Origin of the sequence: Streptomyces sp. NPDC006602, assembly GCF_042870385.1 — a bacterium.
Taxonomy (GTDB): Bacteria; Actinomycetota; Actinomycetes; order Streptomycetales; family Streptomycetaceae; genus Streptomyces.
The window spans coordinates 464,764-486,815 of the sequence record NZ_JBIAHG010000001.1; the positions used below are offsets into that span (position 1 = coordinate 464,764).

At 70.3% G+C, this 22,052-nt stretch carries 18 protein-coding genes and 1 riboswitch; of the genes, 4 read left to right on the forward strand and 14 right to left on the reverse strand.

Features of this window, described 5'->3' with window-relative positions; all coding sequences use genetic code 11:
* Positions 1-57 precede the first annotated feature (57 nt).
* Entirely contained in the window at positions 58-1,854 is a 1,797-nt protein-coding gene (locus ACFYO2_RS02140) for an AMP-dependent synthetase/ligase (RefSeq protein WP_388342750.1), read from the forward strand.
* Between the two features lie 19 nt (positions 1,855-1,873).
* On the opposite strand, the gene ACFYO2_RS02145 is transcribed toward ACFYO2_RS02140, so the two are convergent.
* Together ACFYO2_RS02145 and ACFYO2_RS02150 are read right to left on the reverse strand one after the other, a co-directional pair.
* On the reverse strand, positions 1,874-3,460 hold the full coding sequence (locus tag ACFYO2_RS02145; RefSeq protein WP_388343950.1) for a GMC oxidoreductase: 1,587 nt from the start codon (positions 3,458-3,460) through the stop codon (positions 1,874-1,876).
* 95 nt (positions 3,461-3,555) lie between these two features.
* The gene (locus ACFYO2_RS02150; protein ID WP_388342752.1) at positions 3,556-4,698 is read right to left on the reverse strand and encodes a glycosyltransferase family 4 protein; all 1,143 of its coding nucleotides are present in this window, start codon (positions 4,696-4,698) and stop codon (positions 3,556-3,558) included.
* Positions 4,699-4,818: 120 nt separating this feature from the next.
* On the opposite strand from ACFYO2_RS02150, the gene ACFYO2_RS02155 reads away from it, so the two are divergent.
* Positions 4,819-6,054 carry a glycosyltransferase 87 family protein gene (locus ACFYO2_RS02155; RefSeq protein WP_388342754.1) on the forward strand — a complete coding sequence of 412 codons (1,236 nt, stop codon included), beginning with the start codon at positions 4,819-4,821 and terminating at the stop codon, positions 6,052-6,054.
* A 73-nt stretch (positions 6,055-6,127) separates the two neighbouring features.
* On the opposite strand, the gene ACFYO2_RS02160 is transcribed toward ACFYO2_RS02155, so the two are convergent.
* The 5 genes from ACFYO2_RS02160 to ACFYO2_RS02180 form a co-directional block, all read right to left on the reverse strand.
* Positions 6,128-7,321 (reverse strand): hypothetical protein, encoded by a 1,194-nt coding sequence (locus ACFYO2_RS02160; RefSeq protein WP_388342756.1) that lies wholly within the window; start codon positions 7,319-7,321, stop codon positions 6,128-6,130.
* Positions 7,322-7,355: 34 nt separating this feature from the next.
* Positions 7,356-8,378 (reverse strand): NlpC/P60 family protein, encoded by a 1,023-nt coding sequence (locus ACFYO2_RS02165; RefSeq protein WP_388342758.1) that lies wholly within the window; start codon positions 8,376-8,378, stop codon positions 7,356-7,358.
* A gap of 220 nt (positions 8,379-8,598) precedes the next feature.
* Positions 8,599-9,633 (reverse strand): NlpC/P60 family protein, encoded by a 1,035-nt coding sequence (locus tag ACFYO2_RS02170; RefSeq protein WP_388342761.1) that lies wholly within the window; start codon positions 9,631-9,633, stop codon positions 8,599-8,601.
* A gap of 209 nt (positions 9,634-9,842) precedes the next feature.
* The gene (locus ACFYO2_RS02175; protein ID WP_388342763.1) at positions 9,843-11,186 is read right to left on the reverse strand and encodes an NYN domain-containing protein; all 1,344 of its coding nucleotides are present in this window, start codon (positions 11,184-11,186) and stop codon (positions 9,843-9,845) included.
* A gap of 32 nt (positions 11,187-11,218) precedes the next feature.
* Positions 11,219-11,458: a hypothetical protein gene (locus ACFYO2_RS02180; RefSeq protein ID WP_030039328.1), complete on the reverse strand. Its 240-nt coding sequence runs from the start codon at positions 11,456-11,458 to the stop codon at positions 11,219-11,221.
* A 167-nt stretch (positions 11,459-11,625) separates the two neighbouring features.
* Here ACFYO2_RS02180 and ACFYO2_RS02185 point away from each other — a divergent pair, with 167 nt between their 5' ends.
* The gene (locus ACFYO2_RS02185) at positions 11,626-12,369 is read left to right on the forward strand and encodes a rhomboid family intramembrane serine protease (protein WP_388342765.1); all 744 of its coding nucleotides are present in this window, start codon (positions 11,626-11,628) and stop codon (positions 12,367-12,369) included.
* A complete protein-coding gene (locus ACFYO2_RS02190; protein ID WP_019758354.1) occupies positions 12,366-12,647 on the forward strand; it encodes an Lrp/AsnC family transcriptional regulator in 282 nt (93 codons plus the stop codon). Before ACFYO2_RS02185 ends, ACFYO2_RS02190 begins: the two co-directional genes overlap by 4 nt.
* Before the next feature lie 10 nt (positions 12,648-12,657).
* Here ACFYO2_RS02190 and ACFYO2_RS02195 read toward each other — a convergent pair whose 3' ends face one another.
* The 7 genes from ACFYO2_RS02195 to ACFYO2_RS02225 all read right to left on the reverse strand — a co-directional run bounded on the left by ACFYO2_RS02195 (position 12,658) and on the right by ACFYO2_RS02225 (position 21,985).
* Complete coding sequence (locus ACFYO2_RS02195; protein WP_388342768.1) at positions 12,658-14,817, reverse strand: PQQ-binding-like beta-propeller repeat protein; 2,160 nt, start codon at positions 14,815-14,817, stop codon at positions 12,658-12,660.
* A 67-nt stretch (positions 14,818-14,884) separates the two neighbouring features.
* The gene (locus ACFYO2_RS02200; RefSeq protein ID WP_388342771.1) at positions 14,885-16,246 is read right to left on the reverse strand and encodes an aminotransferase class V-fold PLP-dependent enzyme; all 1,362 of its coding nucleotides are present in this window, start codon (positions 16,244-16,246) and stop codon (positions 14,885-14,887) included.
* Between the two features lie 161 nt (positions 16,247-16,407).
* Positions 16,408-16,524: riboswitch (SAM riboswitch) on the reverse strand.
* A gap of 75 nt (positions 16,525-16,599) precedes the next feature.
* Positions 16,600-17,664 carry an anthranilate phosphoribosyltransferase gene (gene trpD / locus ACFYO2_RS02205; protein WP_388342772.1) on the reverse strand — a complete coding sequence of 355 codons (1,065 nt, stop codon included), beginning with the start codon at positions 17,662-17,664 and terminating at the stop codon, positions 16,600-16,602.
* A 137-nt stretch (positions 17,665-17,801) separates the two neighbouring features.
* Positions 17,802-19,439: a cytochrome bc complex cytochrome b subunit gene (locus tag ACFYO2_RS02210; protein ID WP_388342774.1), complete on the reverse strand. Its 1,638-nt coding sequence runs from the start codon at positions 19,437-19,439 to the stop codon at positions 17,802-17,804.
* A complete protein-coding gene (locus tag ACFYO2_RS02215) occupies positions 19,436-20,494 on the reverse strand; it encodes a Rieske 2Fe-2S domain-containing protein (RefSeq protein WP_388342776.1) in 1,059 nt (352 codons plus the stop codon). The genes ACFYO2_RS02210 and ACFYO2_RS02215 overlap by 4 nt, the downstream gene beginning before the upstream one ends.
* Positions 20,491-21,300, reverse strand: a complete 810-nt coding sequence (locus ACFYO2_RS02220) for a c-type cytochrome (RefSeq protein WP_388342778.1) — start codon at positions 21,298-21,300, stop codon at positions 20,491-20,493. The genes ACFYO2_RS02215 and ACFYO2_RS02220 overlap by 4 nt, the downstream gene beginning before the upstream one ends.
* Positions 21,301-21,364: 64 nt before the next feature.
* A complete protein-coding gene (locus tag ACFYO2_RS02225) occupies positions 21,365-21,985 on the reverse strand; it encodes a heme-copper oxidase subunit III (protein ID WP_388342779.1) in 621 nt (206 codons plus the stop codon).
* Positions 21,986-22,052: the final 67 nt, after the last annotated feature.

The following is a 22,052-nucleotide window of genomic DNA, read 5'->3' on the forward strand; positions in this document are numbered from 1 at the left end:
CCGGACCGTCGCATCACACAACGTCGTGGCGCCGGCGCCCTATGAGGAGCAGCAGTCTTGCGCGAGTTCAGCCTTCCGGCTTTGTACGAGGTCCCCGCGGACGGCAATCTCACCGACATCGTCCGCAGAAACGCCGCGCAGCATCCGGACGTGGCCGTGATCGCCCGCAAGGTCGACGGTGCCTGGCAGGACGTGCCGGCCACCGTCTTCCTCGCCGAGGTGCACACGGCCGCGAAGGGGCTCATCGCCTCCGGCGTCCAGCCCGGCGACCGGGTCGGCCTGATGTCCCGGACGCGGTACGAGTGGACCCTTCTCGACTTCGCGATCTGGTGCGCGGGCGGGGTCACCGTGCCGGTGTACGAGACCAGCTCGGCCGAGCAGGTCCAGTGGATCCTCAGCGACTCGGGAGCCACCGCCTGCATCGTCGAGCTCGACAACCACACGGCCGCCGTCGAGTCGGTGCGCGACAGCCTGCCCGCACTCAAGCACGTCTGGCAGATCGAGGCCGGTGGCCTGGAGGAGCTGGGACGCCTGGGCCAGGACGTCTCCGACGAGACCGTCGAGGAGCGCAGCTCCCAAGCCAAGGCCGACGACCCGGCGACCATCGTGTACACGTCGGGCACGACCGGCCGCCCGAAGGGCTGTGTGCTCACCCACCGCAGCTTCTTCGCCGAGTGCGGCAACATCGTGGAACGCCTGCGTCCGCTCTTCCGCACCGGTGAGTGCAGCGTCCTGCTGTTCCTGCCGCTCGCGCACGTCTTCGGACGGCTCGTGCAGGTCGCGCCGATGATGGCGCCGATCAAGCTGGGCCTCGTGCCGGACATCAAGAACCTCACCGACGAGCTGGCCTCCTTCCGGCCGACGCTGATCCTGGGCGTGCCGCGGGTCTTCGAGAAGGTCTATAACTCGGCCCGGGCCAAGGCGCAGGCGGACGGCAAGGGCAAGATCTTCGACAAGGCCGCGGACACCGCGATCGCGTACAGCAAGGCGCTGGACACCCCGTCGGGCCCGTCCCTCGGTCTGAAGATCAAGCACAAGACCTTCGACAAGCTGGTCTACAGCAAGCTGCGCGCGGTGCTCGGCGGCAAGGGCGAGTTCGCCATCTCCGGCGGTGCCCCGCTGGGCGAGCGCCTGGGGCACTTCTTCCGCGGCATCGGCTTCACGGTCCTGGAGGGCTACGGCCTGACCGAGTCCTGTGCGGCGACCGCGTTCAACCCCTGGGACCGCCAGAAGATCGGCACGGTCGGCCAGCCGCTGCCCGGCTCGGTCGTCAGGATCGCGGACGACGGCGAGGTGCTGCTGCACGGCGAGCACCTCTTCAAGGGCTACTGGAACAACGAGGCGGCGACCGCCGAGGCGCTTGCCGACGGCTGGTTCCACACGGGTGACATCGGCACCTTGGACGAGGACGGCTACCTCCGGATCACCGGCCGCAAGAAGGAGATCATCGTCACCGCGGGCGGCAAGAACGTCGCCCCGGCCGTGATCGAGGACCGTATCCGCGCGCATGCGCTGGTCGCGGAGTGCATGGTGGTCGGCGACGGGCGGCCGTTCGTGGGCGCGCTGGTCACCGTCGACGAGGAGTTCCTGGGCCGCTGGGCCGCCGAGCACGGCAAGCCGGAGGGTTCCACCGCGGCGTCGCTGCGTGAGGACGCGGACCTGCTGGCCGCCATCCAGTCGGCGATCGACGACGGCAACGCCGCGGTGTCGAAGGCGGAATCGGTGCGGAAGTTCCGCATTCTGTCCTCCCAGTTCACGGAGGAGTCGGGCCACCTCACGCCCTCCCTGAAGCTCAAGCGCAATGTGGTGGCGAAGGACTACGCGTCCGAGATCGAGGCCATCTACCAGAAGTAGCAAGGTCCCTGACGGGCTGTCATGGCGCGGTGTCCTCGGCGAGGACCCGCGCCATCGTCCGTTCGGCGAGCGCGGTGATCGTCACGAACGGGTTCACCCCGATCGACCCGGGCACGAGCGAGCCGTCGGTGACGTACAGCCTCGGATACCCCTTCACCCGGCCGTAGTTGTCGGTCGCCTTCCCCAACACGCAGCCACCCAGGGGGTGGTAGGTGAAGTCGTCGGCGAAGACCTTGTCGGCCGAGCCGAACAGGTCGTATCGGTAGATCGTCGAGTTCGCCGCGTTGATCCGGTCGAACAGCTTCTTCGCCATGGCGACGGAGACCGCGCTGTGGGCGGCGGTCCAGCCGAGCTTCACACCGCCCGTCCCGCTGTCGTACGAGAACGACGCCCGCGACGGGTTCTTGGTGATCGCCAGATACAGGCTGACCCAGTGTTCGAGTCCCGTCGGCAGCGGGGCGATCTCCGCGAAGACGGGGTTCGCGGTGTTGGCCCAGTCGTCGATGCCCATGACCGGCATGGTCGACTGGTTCGCCCCGACGGTGTCCCACAGGTGGTTGGCGCGGCCGAGCATCACGTTGCCGTTGGTGCCCCAGCCGCCGCCGACGCTCGCGTCCAGGGCGGGCAGCGCGCCCGTCTCCCGGGCGCGGACGAGGAGTTCGGTGGTGCCGACGCTGCCGCCGCCGAGGAAGAGGTACGTGCAGCCGTACTGCTTGGTCTCGACGACCGTGCCGGTGGTGTCGATGCGGTCGACGGTGAGCAGCCACGAGCCGTCGGCCGCCCGGTTGACGGCCCTGACCTTCTCCAGGGTGTGGATGGTGACGTTGCCGGTGCCGAGCGCCGCGGCGAGGTACGTCCTGTCGAGGCTGCGCTTGCCGTGGTTGTTGCCGTAGATGACCTCGCCGGCGAGCGCGGACTTGGTGGCCGTACCGGCCGCCTCGCGCTGCATGTACCCGAAGTCGTAGACGTTCGGCACGAAGGTGGTCTTCAGGCCGGTCTTCTGGGCATGGGCGCGGGAGACGCGGGTGAACCGGTACCACTCCGTCGACTCGAACCAGGCGGGGTCGACGGTGTTGACGCCGAGCATGGAGCGGGCGCGCGGGAAGTAGGTGCCGTACATCTCCGCGTCGTCCACGGTCGGGAACTGCTCCTTGAAGTACGACTGCAGGGGCGTGACCGCCATCCCGCCGTTGACGAGGGAGCCGCCGCCGACGCCGCGGCCGACGTACACGGACATGGCGTCGAAGTGCACCCGGTCCAGGACGCCCGGGTAGGCGCCGATGTCCCTGTTGACGACGTCCAGCCACAGGAAGGTGGCCAGCGGGGCCTCGGTGCGGGTGCGGAACCACATGGACCGCTCGTCCGGGGCGCTGGTGGAGCAGAAGACCTTGCCGTCGGCGCCGGGGGTGTTCCATGCCCGGCCCATCTCGAGGACGAGGGTGCGGATGCCGGCCTGGCCGAGTCGGAGGGCGGCGACGGCACCGCCGTAGCCCGAACCGACCACGATGGCGGGGGCGTTGTCGACGGCGGCGGGCTCCGCGCCCGAGGCCGTCTGGAGACCGATGCGGTTGAGACCGGAGGCGGCGGCGGTCTGCAGGGCCACCATTCCAAGGATGTGACGTCTCGTCAGCTGACGCTGCATCAGTTTTGCTGTCATGTGCGCAGCATCGGCGGATTATTTCCCTCCGCCTAGGAGTCTCGCTACAGCAACGTCTTCAACTTTTCCGCCAGCAGGTCCCAGCGCCACTTCTCCTCGACCCACGCCCGCCCCCGCTCCCCCATCCGGCGGCGCAGCTCGCCGTCCCGGAGGAGAACGAGGATCCGGTCGGCCGCCTCCTCGGCAAAGCCGCCGCGGACGACCCAGCCGGTCTCGCCGTCGAGGACGGCGTCCGGGGCGCCGCCGGAGTCGCCCGCGACGACGGGCAGCCCGGTCGCGGAGGCCTCCAGGTAGACGATGCCGAGCCCCTCGACGTCGAGCCCGCCCCGCCGGGTCCGGCACGGCATCGCGAACACGTCACCGGCGCCGTAGTGCGCGGGCAGCTCCGCCCAGGGCACCGCGCCGGTGAAGTGGACCGAGTCCGCGACCCGGGTCTCGTGCGCGAGCCGGCGCAGCTCCTTCTCGTACGGCCCGCCGCCCACGATCAGCAGCACGGCGTCCGGCTCGGCGGCCAGGATCCGGGGCATGGCGAGGATCAGCGTGTCCTGCCCCTTGCGCGGCACGAGCCGGGACACGCACACGATCACCGGCCGCTCGGTCAGCCCGAGCCGCGCCCGGACCTCGGCACCGCCCGAGGCGGGGTGGAAGGTCTTCTCGTCGACGCCCGGCGGCAGCTGCACCATCCGCCCGGCCGCGGCCGGTGTCAGCGCGGCGGCGATCCGCGAGCGCGTGTACTCGCCGAGGTAGGTGATGGTGTCCGTCGACTCCCCGATCCGGCGCAGCAGCTGCCGCGCGGCGGGCAGCTGGGCCCACCCGGCTTCGTGCCCGTGGGTGGTGGCCACCAGCCGCTCGGCGCCCGCCTTCCTGAGCGCCGGCGCCATCAGCCCGAGCGGCGCCGCCGCCCCGAACCACACCGACGTGCACCCGTGCTCGCGCAGCAGCCCGACGGCCCGCCGGGTCGCCCCGGGCGTGGGCAGCAGCATCGTCGTGGAGTCCCGTACGACGGTGAAGGGCTGCTCGGCGTCGAAGGCGGCGGTGGCCTCCACGCCCTCGCGGCCGCGCTTCCAGGTGGAGGCGTAGACGACGAGCCGCTCGGGATCGAGGCGCAGCGCCATGTTGTGCAGGAACGCCTGGATGCCGCCCGGACGGGGCGGGAAGTCGTTCGTGACGATCAGGGTCTTGTGCATCGCCGCAGACCCTACCGAACCGGCTGCTCACAGTGGTCCGCGGCCGCCTTGTGGCACGCTCACAGGAGGGCAGGACATCATGTTCCCCTCAAGACCAGCGGCGAACGGGCAGGGGATCACGTGGAGACGACGGGTGCGAGGCGGTCGCTGGTGTGGCTGCTGCCGACCTGGGGCGTGACCAGGCTGTTGCTGCTGCTGTTCGTCTTCAAGGTGTACGTCTTCCCGGGTCCGGACGTCACCAGTGACGTCTCCGTCATCTACCAGGGCTGGTTCGACGTGCTGCGCACCGGCACCTTCCCGCTGGACGACGTGACCTGGCAGTATCCGCCCGCCGCGGCCCTCGCGATCCTCTCCCCCGGCCTGCTGTCCTTCCTCGACTACGCCTCGGCCTTCTTCGTCCTCGCCTTCCTCGCCGACCTGGTCGCCCTGTCCCTGCTGCTGTACGCGGCCCGGCGCCCGGACCGACGCCTGCACGGTGCCTGGGTGTGGGTGGTGGGCGTACCGCTGCTCGGCCCCACCGTCTACGCCCGCTACGACGTCATGGTCACCGCGGTCGCGGTGGCGGCCCTGCTCGCGGGCGCCCGGCACCCCCGGCTGATGGGTGCCGTCGCGGGCTTCGGGGCGATGCTGAAGGTGTGGCCGGCACTGCTGCTGCTGGGCGTTCGGCGGCGCGGTGCCTGGACGTCGGCGGTGGCGACCGTCGCCGCGCTGGCCGCGATGTTCGCCCTGGCGATGCCCGGCGCGTTCGCCTTCCTGACCTTCCAGCGCGACCGGGGCACCGAAGTGGAGTCGCTGGGCGCGCTGGTCTTCCACGTGGCCCGGCACCACGGCTGGGACGGCCAGGTGCTGCTCAACTACGGCTCGGTGGAGTTCCTCGGCCCGTGGGTGAACGTGGTGAGCACGGCCGCGCTCGCCCTCACCGGCATGACCTTCGGCTGGCTGCTGCTGTGGCGGCTGATGGCGACCCGCTTCGAGGCGCACACGGCGGCCGACGCGGCGTTCGTGGCGGTGCTCATGTTCACCGTGACCAGCCGGGTCATCAGCCCGCAGTACCTGGTGTGGCTGGTCGGTGTCGCGGCCGTGTGCCTGTGCTTCCGTGCCAGCCGGATGGGCGTGCCGGCCGGCCTGGTGCTGGTGGCGTGCTTCATGACGGTCCTGGAGTTCCCGGTGTGGTTCGGGGACGTGGTGACGAGCACCCCGCTCGGCATCACCCTCATGGTCGTCCGCAACGGCCTGCTGGTCCTCGCCGCCGCCGTCGCGGCCCGCCGACTGTGGCGCTCGACGGTGCCGAAGCCCGCACCTGCCGAGCTCCCCGACCAGACCGCCCGCACCAAGGAGACGTCGGCCTCCTCCTGACCGGACCGAGCGGGTCCGGGCAAGCGTGTCCGGGCAAGCGTGTCCGGCTCGGGGAGACCATCGCCCGGCTCGGTCAGCCCAGCTGAGCCCGCAGATACTCCCGCCACTGCGCGGTGAACTCCCCCGGCGTCGTGTCGAGCACCCTCGTCATCGCGTCCTCGACCGCCCCGGCCCGCTTCTCGTGTGCGCCGACGGCCTTGTAGAACTCCTCCAGCCGTACCTCGCCCCAGCGCTCGGCGATCATCCGGCAGGCCATCCAGCCGCCCTCGTAGGCCCGCGCGAGCCCGGCCGCGTCGCCGCCGAAGCCGAAGTCCCGGTCGGTCGGCAGGGCGGTCGGCAGCCCGCCCTCGGTCACGGCGTGCCACAGCTCGGGCGCGGCCTGGACCGGCGTACGCCCGCTGCCCCGGTAGCCGACCCAGTCGGCGTACCCCTCGGACAGCCACAGGGGCGTCGCGGGGGTGGTGTGGGCGCGGGTGGCGACATGGGTCGTCTCGTGGGTGAGCACGACCTGCTTGCCGACGGGGCCGAGGATGCCGTACGCGTCCGGGTTGACGATGATCCGGTCCGCGGGCGCCCGCGCCGGCGTCCCGGTCTCGGCGGTGGTGACCGCCGCGATCCCGCGGTAGGAGGAGGCGGGCGAGCCGAGCAGCCCCGCCATGCCCTCCAGCGACCTCGGTACGAGCACGACGACGTGCCGGGGCCAGTCCGTGGCCCATGCGTCCGACACGGCCGGTACCGCGCGGTCGGCCAGATCCGCGTAGGTGTGCAGTTCCTCGCCGGACCGGCCGACGCCGAGGACGAGGCTGTGCTCACCCCGTACGACCATGACCTCGCCCTGGTCCCACAACTGCTGGGCGGCCTTCTTCGCGGGCCGCTCGGCGTCCACGTACCACTGCCCGCCCGCGTCCAGGCTCAGGGTGAGGGTGCGGCCGACCGTGACGGGCGCCCGGTCGTAGCCCTGGACGCGGTAGCGCAACTCGGCGTCGGCGGTGGCGGTGCTGCCGGTGCGGTGCACGGCGGTGACGCGGTAGGACCAGTCCGCGAGGGGGACCGCGGTGAGGTTCGTGAACCAGCTCAGCGCGCCCGTCTTCACGAAGGCCGCCCGGTCGCGGTCCATGACCGCGGTCGCCCGCCGGTCCAGGACCCGCTGCACCGCCGCCTTCGCACGGTCGGTGGCGGGTTTCCCCCCGCACCCCACGAGGCCGACGAGCAACAGCAGACACAGCGCCACGACTCCGTGTCCCGACGCCCGCCCTCGACCAGCCACGTTCCCGATCGTACGGTGGCCCGCCGGTGGGAGGTCAGACCCTGGTGACGGTCGCTCCCGGAATCATGCCCACGGGGTCGTAGCGCACCGGCGCACCGGGGTAAGGCGCGTGGATCACCTGGCCGTTGCCCATGTACATCGCCACATGGCTGGCATCCGACCGGTAGGTGACCAGGTCGCCGGGCCGCGCCTGGGAGAGCGGGACCTGGCGGCCGGCGTAGCGCTGGCCCTGCGAAGTGCGCGGCAGGGAGACCCCGGCCTGTGCGTAGGACCACTGCATCAAGCCCGAACAGTCGAAGCCCGAGGGGCCGTTGGCCCCCCAGACGTACGGCTTGCCGAGCGCGGAGCGGGCGGCGGCGATCGCGGCGGCCGCGCGGGCGGACGGCGGGACGGCGCTGCCGAGGTCGAGCATGTCGGTATGGCCGGAGCGGGAGGCCCGGTCGTAGGCGTCGCGCTCGCCGGACGGCAGGACGTTGAGGAGCGCGCGCGCCTTGGCGAGCTTCTTCTCGACGGTGCGCTTGTGGGAGGCGACGGCCTTGCGGCTCTTCTCCAGTTCGCGGAGCTTCTCGGCCGCTACGGAGCGCTCCTGGGCGAGTTCGCGCATGGCCTCCTGGAGCTCCTTGAGCTCGCCCGCCTGGTGCGTGGTGATCCGGTCGAGGACGGATGCCTTGTCGAGGTAGTCGTCCGGGTCGTCGGAGAACAGCAGCGCGAGGGAGGGATCGAGGCCGCCGGAGCGGTACTGGGCGCCGGCGAGCGAACCGAGGGCCTCCCGCATGCGGTTGATGCGCTCCTGCTGCCGGGCGATCACGTCCTGCGCGGTACCGACCTCCGCACGGAGGTCGTCGGCGCGCTCGTCGGCCTTGTTGTAGGCCTCGGTCGCCTGCTCGGCCTCCTCGTAGAGGCGGTCCACCTCCGCGCGGGTCTCGTCGTGCGGCGCGGCGACGGCCGACGTGGCCGGCAGGACGCCGAGGGCCGCGGCGGCGGCTGACATGACGCAGAGCGCTGCACCGGCGCCCCGGTCGAACCCGGACGGTGCATGGCGGCGATGGGACCCCACGGGAAGCCGCACTCCTTCCGCTGGCGGACAGGGAAACGCGGCAGACAGTAGCCCCGCAAGGGCGCGCCCACCAACGACCTCCGTGGGCACAAAACGTGACGCCCCGCCTCAGACGCAGGTCATGGGCGGGGCGTGCGGTCAGTTCAGGTTGCCGGGATTCGCCCGAACGGGCGGCACGATGTCGGGATCTTGATGGTGATCGGACCCGTCGTGAAGGTGCTCAGACCCGGACGCCGAACTGGAACGGCATGTTGTTGATCGACTCGTAGCGGACGACCGTGCCGGTGCGCGGGGCGTGCAGCACCTGGCCATTGCCGGCGTAGAGGGCGACGTGGTGCAGGTCGCTGTAGAAGAGCACCAGGTCGCCGACCTTGAGGTCGCTCATGCTGTAGATGCGGGTACCGGCGCTGGCCTGGGCCTGCGAGGTGCGCGGGATGCCGACGCCGGCCTGCGCGTAGGCCCAGGAGGTCAGGCCCGAGCAGTCGTAGGAGGCGGTGCCGGTGGCGCCGTAGACGTACGGCTTGCCGATCTGGCTCTGCGCGGCCTGGAAGGCAGCCATCGCCCGGCCGGAGCCGGCGGGGGCATCACCGAGGTCCACGCGCTCGCCGGCGTCGCGGCTGGCGCGGGCGTCCTGGGCGGCGAGGGCGGCCTTCTCGGCGGCCGTCAGCGTGTTGAGGAGCTTCTGCGCCGCGGCGAGCTTGCTCTGGACTTCCTTCTTCTTCTTGCTCAGTTCGGTGCGGGTGCTCGCGAGGTCCTTGAGCTTCTCGGAGGCCTCGGAGCGGTCCTGGGCGAGCTCGCGCTGCTTGTCCTGGATCTTCTTCAGCGCCTCGACCTGCTGGGAGCTCAGCTGGTCGGCGGTGGACGCCTTGTCCAGGTAGTCGTCCGGGTTGGACGACAGGAACAGCTGGAGGGAGGAGTCGATGCTGCCCGTGCGGTACTGGGCGGCGGCCGCCAGGCCCATGGAGTCACGGAGCCCGTTGAGCTCTTCCTGGCCGCGGGCGACGTTGTCCTGGATGGTGGAGATCTCCTTCTGGAGCTTCTCCTGCTTCTCCTCGGCCCCGTTGAGCTTCTCGGTGGCCTGCTCCGCCTCTTCGTAGAGCTTGTCGACCTTGGCCTTGACCTCGTCCTTGCTCGGCTTCTCGCTCGGCGCGGCATTCGCGGCCTGCGAGCTCAGGGCGACCGCAGCAGCGGCTGCGGTGGTCAGCACGGTCACGCGTGCACGGCTCGGTTGCTTGGGTCGACGGTGGGACGCCACGGAGGTGAACTCCTTCTTTTGAGTGATCACCTGCTCGGAGGTTCGAAGCCAGACCCTAGTGACCTTCCCGTGATCAGTTCAAATCCTCACGAGGAAAATCTCGTCACACCAATCATTCTTTACACTCAACTCACATGCAGTGAGATGCGCTTGACGCTGGGTTGCGTGACGGATCCGTCAATTCGGGCATTAAGTACGTACGTTGACCTTCAGGACAAACGCTTGAGAAGCATCGCGGAAGCGATCGGACGCGCCCCCGCCCGAGCCACCCCGTCCGCGACCTCGCGGTCGGTCGAGGCGACGATGACCGGACGGCCCGGCGGCTCCGCGCGCACCAGCTGGCGGATCAACTCGTCGGCGGTGATGCCCGGTTTGGAGAACAGCACCCGCACCCCGCGCGGCGGCGCCAGCAGCACCGGCGCGGCCAGCTCGGCCCCGTCGAAGACGCAGGTCACCTCGGCGCCGGTCTGCGCGGCGAGCTGCGAGAGCTGCCCGAGGAGCCTCAACCGCTGCTTCTCCAGGGGCATCTGGGGATAGCCGGTCTTGGTGACGTTGTAGCCGTCGACGAGCAGATGGGCCTGCGGCAGGGCGAGGAGCTGGTCGAGGATCGCGGGGTCGTTTTCGGACAGGGCCCGCGCCGCGATGTCCTTCGGGGTCATTCGTCCCGGTTCGACAGCGTCCACGGTCTCGGCCGGCCGTACGGACACGGGCGGCAGCGCGAGTTCCCGCCGCAACCCCTGGGTCGCGTCCAGCAGGGTGTCCAGCAGCAGCCGCACCCGCATGTCCTCGACGCTGCGTCCCTCGCGGGCCGCCTTGCGGGTGGCCTCCAGGGCGGCCTCCGCCTCGCCGAGCCGTGACTTGAGCCGCCGGGACTCGCTCTCGGCGGCGGACACCTGAGCCTGCCCCTCGGCGCGCACGGTCTCCATCTCGGCGTGCACCTTGCGCAGGGCCGCCTCGCCGCGCTTGACGTCGCTGAGCGCGGCACGCAGCTTGCGGTGCAGCGACTCCGCTTCCTTCTTGGCCGAATCCAGCTCGGTGCGCAGCCGCTCGGTCTCGCCCCGGATCTGCTCACGGGCCCGGTCGAGCTCCTCGCGCAGCCGCTCAAGCTCGGCCCGGCTCTCCTCGTCGGCGCGCTCGGCGTCGGCCCGCTGGGCCTCCTCGCCGGCCGCGGTCACGAGCTTCACCCAGCCGGTGGGCCGCAGTACGTAGGCCGCGGCCGCCACGTCGAGCGGGTCCGCGGCCGGGGGCGGCGAGCCGGAGTCGAGGGCGCCGGAGAGCTCCGGCTGCGCCTCTCTGAACTTCTCCCCGATGCGCTGGCGGAACAGCGGATCGGTCTCCAGGGCGGCGGCCATGGCGTTGCCCGCGAACTTGGCCCGCCGGTTCGGCGCGAAGCGGGCGTACTGCCTGAGCTGGGCGGGCAGTTCGCCGACGGTCAGCCCGCCGAAACCGTCGGAGACGATCTGTACGACCCGTCGGCGCACGCCGTCGGGCAGGGGGCGGTCGAGCACCTCAGCGGCGCCGTCGCCCGGCCCCCCGCCTGCGGTCTCCACCATCCTCACCCCATCGCTGTGCGGGGCCCGCTCCCTCAGGAGCCGGCGCCCGGCCTGTCCACGAGTTCCACCTGGTCCACGGCGTTGCACCAGCGGCAGCGCACCGACTCGATGGTCTCACTGACCACGTCGCGCTCCTCGACCTTCGGCTCACCGGCCAGGTCGAGGTGGACGTACTCGACCACCTTCGACGAGCGGGTCACGTCGAAGCGCGTGAGGTTGCCGCAGAGGGTGCAGCGCCACCGCGTCGAGGCAGTCGGCAGGGGAACCGTCATCGTGGCTGTTCGCCTTCCTTCTTGTTCCTTCTAGTGTCCGTGACGCGCCGGGCACCCCGGTGCGTGTGGCTCGTTACCCTACGGCCTGGCGGGTACTCGCCGCTCCGCCGTCCGCCGCGGCGAGGCACTCTGTGCCGTTCGGTCCCCTTACGTCATGCTCTGTGTCCATGATCAGCAACTGGAGCGGGACGGTCGGCAGGGTGGTCGAGGTGGTCCGGCGGCCGTCGGCGCCGATGACATACGGGCTGATCACCGTGTGCTGTCTGCTCTTCCTGGTCGGCCCGGCCTCGGGACTCAATCCGTCGTACGGCTCCGGCGACGCGCTGCTCGCCGCGCAGCGCACCTATTTCCACCGCTGGGGCGTGGTCCCCGCCGAACTGTTCGAGGGCTCGCCGGGGACCGCTCTCACCCCCGCCACGGCCCTCTTCGTCCACGGCAGCTGGGTCCACCTGCTGGGCAACATGCTCTTCCTCTACGTCTTCGGCGTACTGACCGAGGAACGGATGGGCCGCGTCGAGTTCACCCTCTTCCACCTCGGCTGCGGCTACCTGGCCCTGCTGGGCTACGCGGCCGCCAACGCCGACTCCGAGCAGTCCCTGGTCGGCGCTTCCGGGGCGATCTCGGCAGTCCTCGGCGCGTTCCTCTACCTGTTCCCCGGGGCCCGCGTCACCAGTCTCCTGCCGTTCCTCTTCTTCCTCCCGCTGCGCTTCCCCGCCTGGGTCGTCCTGCCCTTCTGGGCAGCCCTCCAGTGGCTGGCCGCGGGCCAGGCCGGGCAGGGGCCGGGGGTGGCCTATCTGGCCCACCTGGTGGGGTTCGGCCTGGGGCTCGCGTTCGCGTGGGTGCGATTCGGGCGTGCGACTAGAGTGAAGCCCGCCCCAGCTCCGTCCCCCGAGGGAGAGAACCAGCCGTGATCACCGCGATCGTCCTCATCAAGACCAGCGTGGACCGGATCCCCGAGATCGCGGAGTCGATCGCGGCGCTGGAGAACGTCAGCGAGGTGTTCTCCGTGACCGGCACGTACGACCTGATCGCGATGGTCCGGGTGAAGCAGCACGAGGACCTGGCCGAGGTCATCCCGGGCCGCATCAGCAAGATCCCGGGCGTGGAGGGGACGGACACGCACGTGGCGTTCCGGACGTACTCGCAGCACGACCTGGAGGCGGCGTTCGCGATCGGGCTCGACAGCTAGTGCCTCGGCACTAGGACTTCTTGAGCGCGAGGACGGTGATTCCGTCGGCGGTCGCGGCATAGACGCGTCCGTCGCGGACGACCGGGCTCTGGGTGCCGACGGACGCTCCGCCCTCGACCCGCTTCTGCCAGGTCCGCTTGCCCTGACGGTTCAAGCCGTAGAGCGTCGCCCCCTGGCGTGCGTAGAGCGTGGCGCCGGCGACCGTCGGATCGCTGTACTGGTTCCCGTCGTCGACGAACCGGAAGGTCCACGCCGTGGATCCGTCGGCCGGGTCCACGGCGACGACTTCATAGTCGGTCGCGGCGACACCGAGACCGCCGAAGGCGACACAGCTGAAGTAGCGGCTGCCGTACAGCATCTCGTCGGCCATGTGCCACAGGGTCTTTCCGGACCGGCTGATGCCGTGCAGCGACTGCTCGCCACCCGACCCGACCAGCAGCGTGTCCCCGACCAGCGTGGGCCGCCCGGTGTCCGTTCCCGCCCGCGTCGCCCAGAGCCGATTCCCGGTCTTCGCGTCCAGGGCCTGCACCTCGTCCTGGAAGGTGCCGACGTACACCACCGAGTCCGCCACCATGGGCTCGCTGGTGGGCGCCGCCCCTGTCGGCGTGCTCCAGCGCACGCTGCCGTCGGGAGCGTACGCCCGCACCCCGCCCTCGTCCGACGAAGAGGCGTAGGAAACCAGGACAAGTCCGCCCGCGGCCACCGGGACCTGGCTGTTCGAGGGGACCGGCCTGGTCCAGCGCACCTTGCCGCCCCGGCCGAGCGCGCAGAGCTCGGAGGCGCCCTCCTGCCCGTCGAACAGCAGGCAGTACACGCCGTCGGCGGTGGCGAGCGGGGACATGACCTCGCCGCCCAGCGCGGTGCGCCAGATACTCAGGCCGTTCAGGTCCACGGCGTGCAGCGAGCCGTCCGCGCCACCGACGTACACACGCCTGCCGTCGGGCGACAGCGAGGCACAGGGCCCGTGTCCTCCACCCAGTCCCTCGACCTTGTACTGCCAGCCCACCCGAGGCGTTCCCGACGGGGAGGACCGGGCCGGGGTGCCGGACCCGCCCGCGGCGCCTGCCTCGCCGTCCGACGAGTCCCGCAACAGCAGCCATCCGCCGAGGCCACCAGCCGCCACCACCCCCGCGCCACCGGTCAGCGCCCCCAGCAACCGCCGCCGCGAGGGCGGCCGCGGCTGGGTCTCCGCGACCGCCGGCAAGTCCGTGACCGTCACGGGCGCCACGTATTCGACCCGGCTCTCCCGCTCCCCCGACCCGTGCTCCGGGATCCAGCGCTCACCGCCCCCGACGGACTCGGCCCCTTTGGAGGCACCGGTCGCGCACCACCCCGACCGCAGGCCCTCGCGCAGCGAACGCGCGGTGTGCCCCGTCGCCGCGACCACGTCCGCGGGCGTCGGCCGGGCGCCCGGATCGTCCCGCAGACACGCCTCCACCAGGGGCAGGTGGTCCTTCGGTACGGCGGACAGGTCGACGTCCCCGGTCAGGATCCGCAGCAGGACGACCGAATCCTGTCCCTCGCCGAACGGCTCCTTGCCGCCGGACGCGTACGCGAGCACCGCGCCCAGCGAGAAGACGTCACTGGCCGGCCCCACCTGGGCACCGTTGCGGATCTGCTCGGGCGAGACATAGCCGACCGACCCGACGACCACCCCGGTCCGGGTCAGCGCCGTCCCCTCCAGGGCCCGGACGATCCCGAAGTCGATCACCCGAGGACCGTCCTGCGCCAGCAGGATGTTGGACGGCTTGAGGTCCCGGTGCACCAGCCCCTTGGCGTGGATCGCTGCGAGCGCCTCGGCGAGCGCGGCCGCCAGCAGCCGTACCGCGTCTCCCGTCAGGGGGCCGCCGTCGAACACCGCGTCCCGCAGGTTCGGCCCGTCGACGAACTCGGTGGCCATCCACGGCCGTGGGGCCTCGGTGTCCGCGTCCACGACCCGCGCGGTGTACGTCCCCGCCCCGCCGACGGTCTGCGCGGCCCGCACCTCGTGCCGGAACCGCGCCCGGAACGTGCGGTCCTCCGCATGCTCGGCCCGCACCACCTTCACGGCCAGCCGCGGCCCGCGCCGCGCCTCGGCGAGATACACCTCGCCCATGCCACCGGACCCGAGCCTGCCCAGGACCTCATAGGGGCCGATGACCCGAGGATCCGTCTCGCGCAGCTCCTGCACCCCGTGTTCCCCCTACGTCGTACGGCTGCCGAGAGGGAGCGTATACGCGCCGGTGGACGTCAGTCCCTCAGACGGCCGGTACGCAGCGGCCGTCCTCCGTGCGGTACGTCCACTTCGCACCGTCCCGGACCAGTTCCTTCACGGCGCCGACGAACCGCTGCACGTGCTCGTCGGGCGTGCCCGCGCCGAAGCTCACCCGGATCGCGTTGAGGGACTTCTCGCCGGGCGCGGCCTCGGGGGCACCGCACTCGCCCTGGGTCTGGGCGTCGCTCCCGAGCAGGGTGCGAACCAGCGGGTGGGCGCAGAAGAGGCCGTCGCGGACGCCGATGCCGTACTCGGCGGAGAGCGCGGCGGCGAAGTGGGAGCTGTTCCAGCCCTCGACGACGAAGGAGATCACGCCGACCCGCGGGGCGTCGTCGCCGAAGAGGGAGAGGACCTGGACCTCGGGGACCTCGGCGAGGCCCGCGCGGACCGTGTCGATCAGGTACTGCTCCCGGGCGACCAGCGTGTCGAAGCCGGCCTCGGTGAGCGCCTTGCAGGCGGAGGCGATGGAGTAGACCCCGATGACGTTGGGCGAGCCGGCCTCGTGCCGGGCGGCGCTCTCGTGCCACTCCACGTCCACTCCCCCGTCCGCGCGCCGCGTGACCTTGCGGCTGGCGCCGCCGCCCGCGAGGTACGGCTCGGCCGCGCGCAGCCAGTCGGCACGGCCGGCCAGGACGCCGGAGCCGAAGGGGGCGTACAGCTTGTGCCCGGAGAACGCGACCCAGTCGACGTCGAGGTCCCGGACCGAAAGGGGGTGGTGCGGGGCCAGTTGGGCGGCGTCCAGGACGATCCGGGCGCCGTGCGCGTGCGCGGCGGCGGCCAGCTCCCGTACCGGCCACAGCTCACCGGTGACGTTCGAGGCGCCGGTCACGCAGACCAGGGCCGGGCTGTACGGGTCACGGTCCGCGAGGGCGCGCTCCAGGGTCGCCACCGCCTGCCGCGGGGTGCGCGGGGCGTCGAGGTAGCTGACGCGGGCGTCCTGCCAGGGCAGCAGCGAGGCGTGGTGCTCGGTCTCGAAGACGAAGACCTGGCAGTCTGCCGGGAGCGCGGCGGCCAGGAGGTTGAGCGAGTCGGTGGTGGACCGGGTGAAGACCACCTGGTCGTCGGCGCGGCAGTCGAGGAACTCGGCGACCGTCGTGCGGGCGTTCTCGAAGAGGTCGGTGGACAGCTGGGAGAGGTAGCCGGCGCCTCGGTGCACGCTGCCGTAGTAGGGCGCGTACGCCGCCACGTCGTCCCAGACCCGCTGCAGCGCCGGCGCGCTGGCCGCGTAGTCGAGCGCGGCGTAGGTGACCTCGCCGCCGGTGACGAGCGGGACGGTGACATCCCGGCCCAGAACGGGCAGCGGCGCACAAAGCGACTGGGCGGCGGCAACGGTGGAGACAGACATGGCGAACTCCCGTGACAGACAAGGCGGAATAACCGTGCGAGCGCGTACGGCTCCAGCACGGAGGAAAGTGAAAGGGGTAGGCGGAAGCGGGGCTCTGCGCCCTATCGCATTCGCTTGCTCACGAGAGACTCCTCGACGACCAGGACCCCTGGTGTGCGAGGGATCCGCGCTTGCCGTAGGCCTTGCTGCCCACGACCTGGTCTTCACCCGGGGCACCCCGCCACGGACGGAGGGTTGCCGGACAGTCGGCCGGGGCCTCATGACTGTCACTCATGACCTGTACAGAAACGTATGCGAAGTGATCGTGGTCCCGCAACCCGTGTCCGGATCGCGGGACAACACCACGTGCGGTGCTACGCGTTGCTGGCCGCCACCCACCGCTCCAGCGTCCGCTTGGCCGCCCCGGAGTCGATCGAGTGAGCCGCCCTGGCCATCCCGGCGCCGATCTGCTCGGCCAGCGGCGCTCCGGTCGGCTCCAGCGCCACCAGCGCCGCCGCCGAGTTCAGCAGTACGGCATCCCGCACCGGGCCCGGCTCACCGTCCAGCAGCCGCCGGGCGACCTCGGCGTTGTACGACGCGTCGGCGCCCCGCAGCGCCTCGACCGGCACCAGTTCGAGGCCGACGTCCCGCGGATCGAAGGCCTCCTCGGCGACCTTGCCGTCGCGCACGACCCACACCCGGGAGGTGGCCGTGGTCGTCAGCTCGTCGAGGCCGTCGTCGCCGCGGAACACCAGCGCCGAGGAGCCGCGCTCGGCCAGTACGCCGGCGATGAGCCCCGCCATCCGGGTGTCGAAGCAGCCGACCGCCGAGGCGGTGACCCGGGCCGGGTTGGTCAGCGGACCGAGGAGGTTGAAGGAGGTCGGAATCCCCAGATCCCGCCGGACCGCGCCGACGAAGCGCATCGAGGGGTGGAACTTGGCCGCGAAGCAGAAGGTGATCCCGGCCTCCTGAACCACCCGAGCGACCCCCTCGGGCGACAGCTCCAGGTTGATGCCGAGCTTCTCCAGCACGTCCGACGACCCGCTCGCCGAGGACGACGCCCGGTTGCCGTGCTTGACGACCTTCGCCCCGGCGCCCGCGATCACGATGGCGGACATCGTCGAGATGTTGACCGTCTTGGCCCGGTCGCCACCCGTTCCGACGATGTCGACGGCCGGCCCCGGGATGTCCAGCGGCAGCGCGTGCGCGTACATCGCCTCGACGAGACCGTTGATCTCCTCGACCGTTTCTCCCTTGGCCCGCAGCGCCACCATGAAGCCCGCGATCTGGGCGTCCGTGGCCTCGCCGCTCATGAAGCGGTCCATCGCCCACGCCGTGTCGCCGGCACTCAGGTCCCGCCCGCCGAGCAGTGCGCTCAGTACCTCGGGCCAGGAACGGTCCGCCGCGGTGTCGCCTCCAGCGGGGGTCACAGCGCTCATCAGCCGCTCCTGGGTGTAGTCCCGTACAACACGGGACGCGAGTCTCGACGGGTCCCACCCTATCCAGCGACGGGCACGGCGAAGGGCCCCGTCCGGTCTTCGGACGGGGCCCTTCGCCGCGCGTGGCGACGCAACGATCAGTGGTGGCCGTGGCCGCTCGTGATCTCCTTGTACTCCTCGACGGTCGGCTTGGGGATCTGGGCTTCCTCGCCGTAGTACGCCTCGCTGAGCTTGGCGCGCAGCCTCTCGGAGCCCTTCACCTTGCGCTCGACGCCGTTCCCGTCCACCGTCGGGCCGATCTGCGCCGGCACGTACTGCTCGTGCGCGGTGAGCGTGTGCAGCTGCTCCTGGCTGAGCGGCTCGTGCACCTCGATGAACTCACCGTGCGGCAGGCGCTTGATGATGCCCGACTCGCGGCCGTGCAGCACCTTCTCCTTGTCGCGGCGCTGGAGGCCGAGGCAGATCCGCTTGGTGATGACGAACGCGATGACCGGGGCGACGAAGAACGCGACCCGGACGAACCAGGTGATGGCGTTGATCGACAGGTGGAAGTGGGTGGCCCAGAGGTCGTTCCCACCACCGATCAGCAGCACCATGTACCAGGTGATCCACGCGACACCGAAGGCCGAACGCGTCGGCACGTTGCGCGGGCGGTCCAGGATGTGGTGCTCGCGCTTGTCGCCGGTGACCCAGGACTCGATGAACGGGTAGACCGCGATCGCGACCAGGACCAGCGGGAAGATCATCAGCGGGATGAACACACCCAGGACGAGAGTGTGGCCCCAGAAGTTGATCTCCCAGCCCGGCATCACACGGATCAGGCCCTCGGAGAAGCCCATGTACCAGTCGGGCTGGGCGCCGGTGGACACCTGGTCCGGCCGGTAGGGGCCCATGGCCCAGATCGGGTTGATGGAGGCGATCGCCGCGATGGCCGCGATGGCACCGAAGACCAGGAAGAAGAACCCGCCGGCCTTGGCCATGTACACCGGAAGCAGCGGCATGCCGACGACGTTGTTGTTCGTCTTGCCGGGGCCCACGAACTGCGTGTGCTTGTGGTAGAAGACCAGGATCAGGTGGCCGACCACCAGGCCGAGCATGATGCCCGGCAGCAGCAGCACGTGGATCGAGTAGAAGCGGGCCACGAAGTCGCCGCCCGGGAACTCCCCGCCGAAGAGGAAGAACGACAGGTACGTGCCGACGATCGGCACGGACAGGACCGCGCCCTCCATGAAGCGGACACCGGTGCCGGAGAGCAGGTCGTCCGGGAGCGAGTAGCCGGTGAAGCCGGTGAACATGCCCAGGACGAACAGCAGGAAGCCGAACAGCCAGTTGACCTCGCGCGGCTTGCGGAACGCGCCCGTGAAGAACACGCGCATCATGTGCACGAACATGCCCGCGAGGAAGATCAGCGCCGCCCAGTGGTGGATCTGCCGGATCAGCAGACCACCGCGCACATCGAAGGAGATGTGCATGGTCGAGTTGAACGCCTCGGACATCAGCTGACCCTGCAGCGGGACGTAGCTGCCGTGGTACTCCACCTCGTTCATCGACGGGTGGAAGAACAGCGTCAGATACACACCCGTGAGGATGATGATGATGAAGCTGTAGAGGCAGACCTCACCCAACATGAACGACCAGTGGTCGGGGAAGATCTTGCGCATGTTGGCCTTGGCCAGGGAGTAGATCCCCAGGCGGCCGTCGGCCCAGTCGGCGACCCGCTCACCGGCGGGTGCCTTCTCGCGCGAGCGCGAGTCGGAGGTGTTCGTAGTGCTCATCCGCGCTCCCAGAATGCAGGGCCGACGGGCTCTTCGAAGTCGCCGAGCGCCTCGAGGTAGCCCTCGTCGTTCACGCCGATGCGCAGCTGCGGCAGGGCGTGACCGGCGGGGCCGAAGATCACCCGGGCACCGTCGGAGAGGTCGAAGGTGGACTGGTGGCAGGGGCACAGCACGTGGTGCGTCTGCTGCTCGTACAGGGAGATCGGGCAACCGACGTGGGTGCAGATCTTCGAGTACGCCACGATGCCCTCGTGCGACCACTCGAGCTCGCGCTTGTCCTTGATGTTGTCCGGCTGGATCCGGACGATCATCAGGGCCGCCTTGGCGATCTCGGTCTGGAACTCCTCGTCGTGCTCCTCCAGGCCCTCGGGCTTGGCGAAGGTCAGCGAGCCGACCGCGACGTCGGAGGCACGCAGCGGCTCGTTGGTGTTCATGTTGACGAGCAGCTTGCCCTTGGACCACAGGGTGTGGCGGAGCTTGGTGCCCGGCAGCGGACCGAGGTCGCGCAGCAGCATGACGCCGGAGAGCGGGAACAGGGCCAGCGCGCCGAGCATCGTGTTGCGGATCAGCTTGCGACGGCCGAGCGCGGACTCTTTGGCGCCCTGCTTGAAGTCGGCCATGACCTTGGCCCTGACCTCGGGTTCCGCCTCGATCGGGTGCCGCTCGTCGGTGATCTCCTCGTCGGACATCAGGGTGCGGGCCCAGTGGACCGCGCCCGCGCCGATCAGGAACAGCGCCGCACCGAGGGTCAGGCCCAACGCGAAGTTCAGCGCGTTGACGTGCCCGATCGGGAAGACGTAGATCGCCCTGTCGTGCGGGATCGCCACGTACGAGACGATGAAGCCGACGGTGGCCAGCATCGACAGCACGAACATCATGGCGACCGTGCGCTCGGACCGCCTGGCGGCCCGCTCGTCGATGTCCTGGACGCGGTGCTCGTGGGGCGGCAGCCCGGGGTCGGCGAACGGGTCCTTCTCGTCCGCGACGCCTACGGCACCGTGAGCGTGGTCCTGCTCAACGGGCAGGTTCTCTTCTGGAATGTCTTGGCTACTCATGACTTCTTGGCCTTTGCGGTCCGAGCGGCGACCCAGACGGCGACCGCGATCAGCGCGCCGAGTCCGAAGATCCAGGCGAACAGTCCCTCACTGACGGGACCGAGCCCGCCCAGCTCGAGACCGCCGGGGCTCACGGTGTCGTCGCCGTTGACCGCGTCGAGGTACGCGATGATGTCCTTCTTGTTCTGCTCCGACAGCGTGGTGTCGGGGAAGGAGGGCATGTTCTGCGGGCCGGTCTGCATGGCCTCGTAGATGTGTTTCGGGGCGACGCCTTCGAGGTCCGGGGCGAACTTGCCGTGCGTCAGCGCACCGCCCTTGCCGGTGAAGTTGTGGCACTGCGCGCAGTTCGTACGGAACAGCTCGCCGCCCTTGGCGATGTCGGCGCCGTCGGGGCCGTACTGCGCCTCGGTCGGGACGTTCGGACCGGCACCGAGCGAAGAGATGTACGTCGCGAGCTGGTCGATCTCGGCCTGCGAGTAGATGTTCTTCTTCTTCGGGACCTGCGCGCCCGGCTGCTGGGCCGGCATACGGCCGGTGCCGACCTGGAAGTCGACGGCCGCGGCGCCCACGCCCACGAGGCTCGGACCGTCAGTGGTGCCCTGACCACCGGTGCCGTGGCAGCTGGCGCAGCCGACGGCGAAGAGCTTCTTGCCCTCGTCGATGGCCAGGGACTGGGCGGTTGTGTCTGCCTTCGCCTGGCTCGTGGGTGCGAGCAGGACGTACAGCCCCCCGGTGCATGCCAGCGCGAGGAGTAGGACGACGACCGCCGCCAACGGGTGGCGTCGTCGTGCGGAGAGCTTTTTCACGGATTACTCCGGGGTCAGGATCTTCTGCGTCGATGCTTCTGGAAGGTGCGGGAGCGGGCCCCGGCTACTTGATCAAATAGATCGTGGCGAAGAGGCCGATCCAGACGACATCGACGAAGTGCCAGTAGTAGGACACGACGATGGCCGCGGTCGCCTGCTCGTGGGTGAACCTCTTCGCCGCGTAGGTGCGGCCGAGGACGAACAGGAAGGCGATGAGGCCGCCCGTCACGTGCAGGCCGTGGAACCCGGTGGTCAGGTAGAAGACCGAGCCGTACGGGTCGGAGGAGAGCGAGAGCCCGTCCTTCTTGACCAGCTCGGTGTATTCGTACACCTGACCGCCGATGAAGATCGCACCCATGATGAAGGTGACGATGAACCACATCCGGAGCTTCTTCACATCACCGCGCTCGGCGGCGAACACGCCGAGCTGGCAGGTGAGGGAGGAGAGCACCAGGACCGTGGTGTTGGTCGCCGAGAACGGAAGGTTCAGGGCGTGCGCCATTTCCTTCCAGTGCTCGGGACCGGTCACCGATCGCAGGGTGAAGTACATCGCGAAGAGGGCCGCGAAGAACATCAGCTCGGAACTCAGCCAGATGATGGTTCCGACGCTGGTGAGGTTCGGCCGGTTGACCGACGGGTGCGCGTGCCCGGTTTCTACTGTCGTTGCTGTCGCCACGACCGACATTATGTCGGTCGCTTATCTCGCCCTCACTACGGGGGGTGCAGTTCGGAGTGTTCGCAGGTCCTGTACT

Bases quoted from the DNA above. Each gene is read 5' to 3' on its own strand.
- ACFYO2_RS02145 (WP_388343950.1), bottom strand. From the start codon at position 3,460: ATGGTGGCCCTGCAGACCGCCGCCGCCTCCGGTCTCAACCGCATCGGT.
- ACFYO2_RS02150 (WP_388342752.1), bottom strand. From the start codon at position 4,698: ATGCACAAGACCCTGATCGTCACGAACGACTTCCCGCCCCGTCCGGGC.
- ACFYO2_RS02175 (WP_388342763.1), bottom strand. From the start codon at position 11,186: ATGGTGGAGACCGCAGGCGGGGGGCCGGGCGACGGCGCCGCTGAGGTG.
- ACFYO2_RS02180 (WP_030039328.1), bottom strand. From the start codon at position 11,458: ATGACGGTTCCCCTGCCGACTGCCTCGACGCGGTGGCGCTGCACCCTC.
- ACFYO2_RS02185 (WP_388342765.1), top strand. From the start codon at position 11,626: ATGATCAGCAACTGGAGCGGGACGGTCGGCAGGGTGGTCGAGGTGGTC.
- ACFYO2_RS02200 (WP_388342771.1), bottom strand. From the start codon at position 16,246: ATGTCTGTCTCCACCGTTGCCGCCGCCCAGTCGCTTTGTGCGCCGCTG.
- trpD (WP_388342772.1), bottom strand. From the start codon at position 17,664: ATGAGCGCTGTGACCCCCGCTGGAGGCGACACCGCGGCGGACCGTTCC.
- ACFYO2_RS02210 (WP_388342774.1), bottom strand. From the start codon at position 19,439: ATGAGCACTACGAACACCTCCGACTCGCGCTCGCGCGAGAAGGCACCC.
- ACFYO2_RS02215 (WP_388342776.1), bottom strand. From the start codon at position 20,494: ATGAGTAGCCAAGACATTCCAGAAGAGAACCTGCCCGTTGAGCAGGAC.
- ACFYO2_RS02225 (WP_388342779.1), bottom strand. From the start codon at position 21,985: ATGTCGGTCGTGGCGACAGCAACGACAGTAGAAACCGGGCACGCGCAC.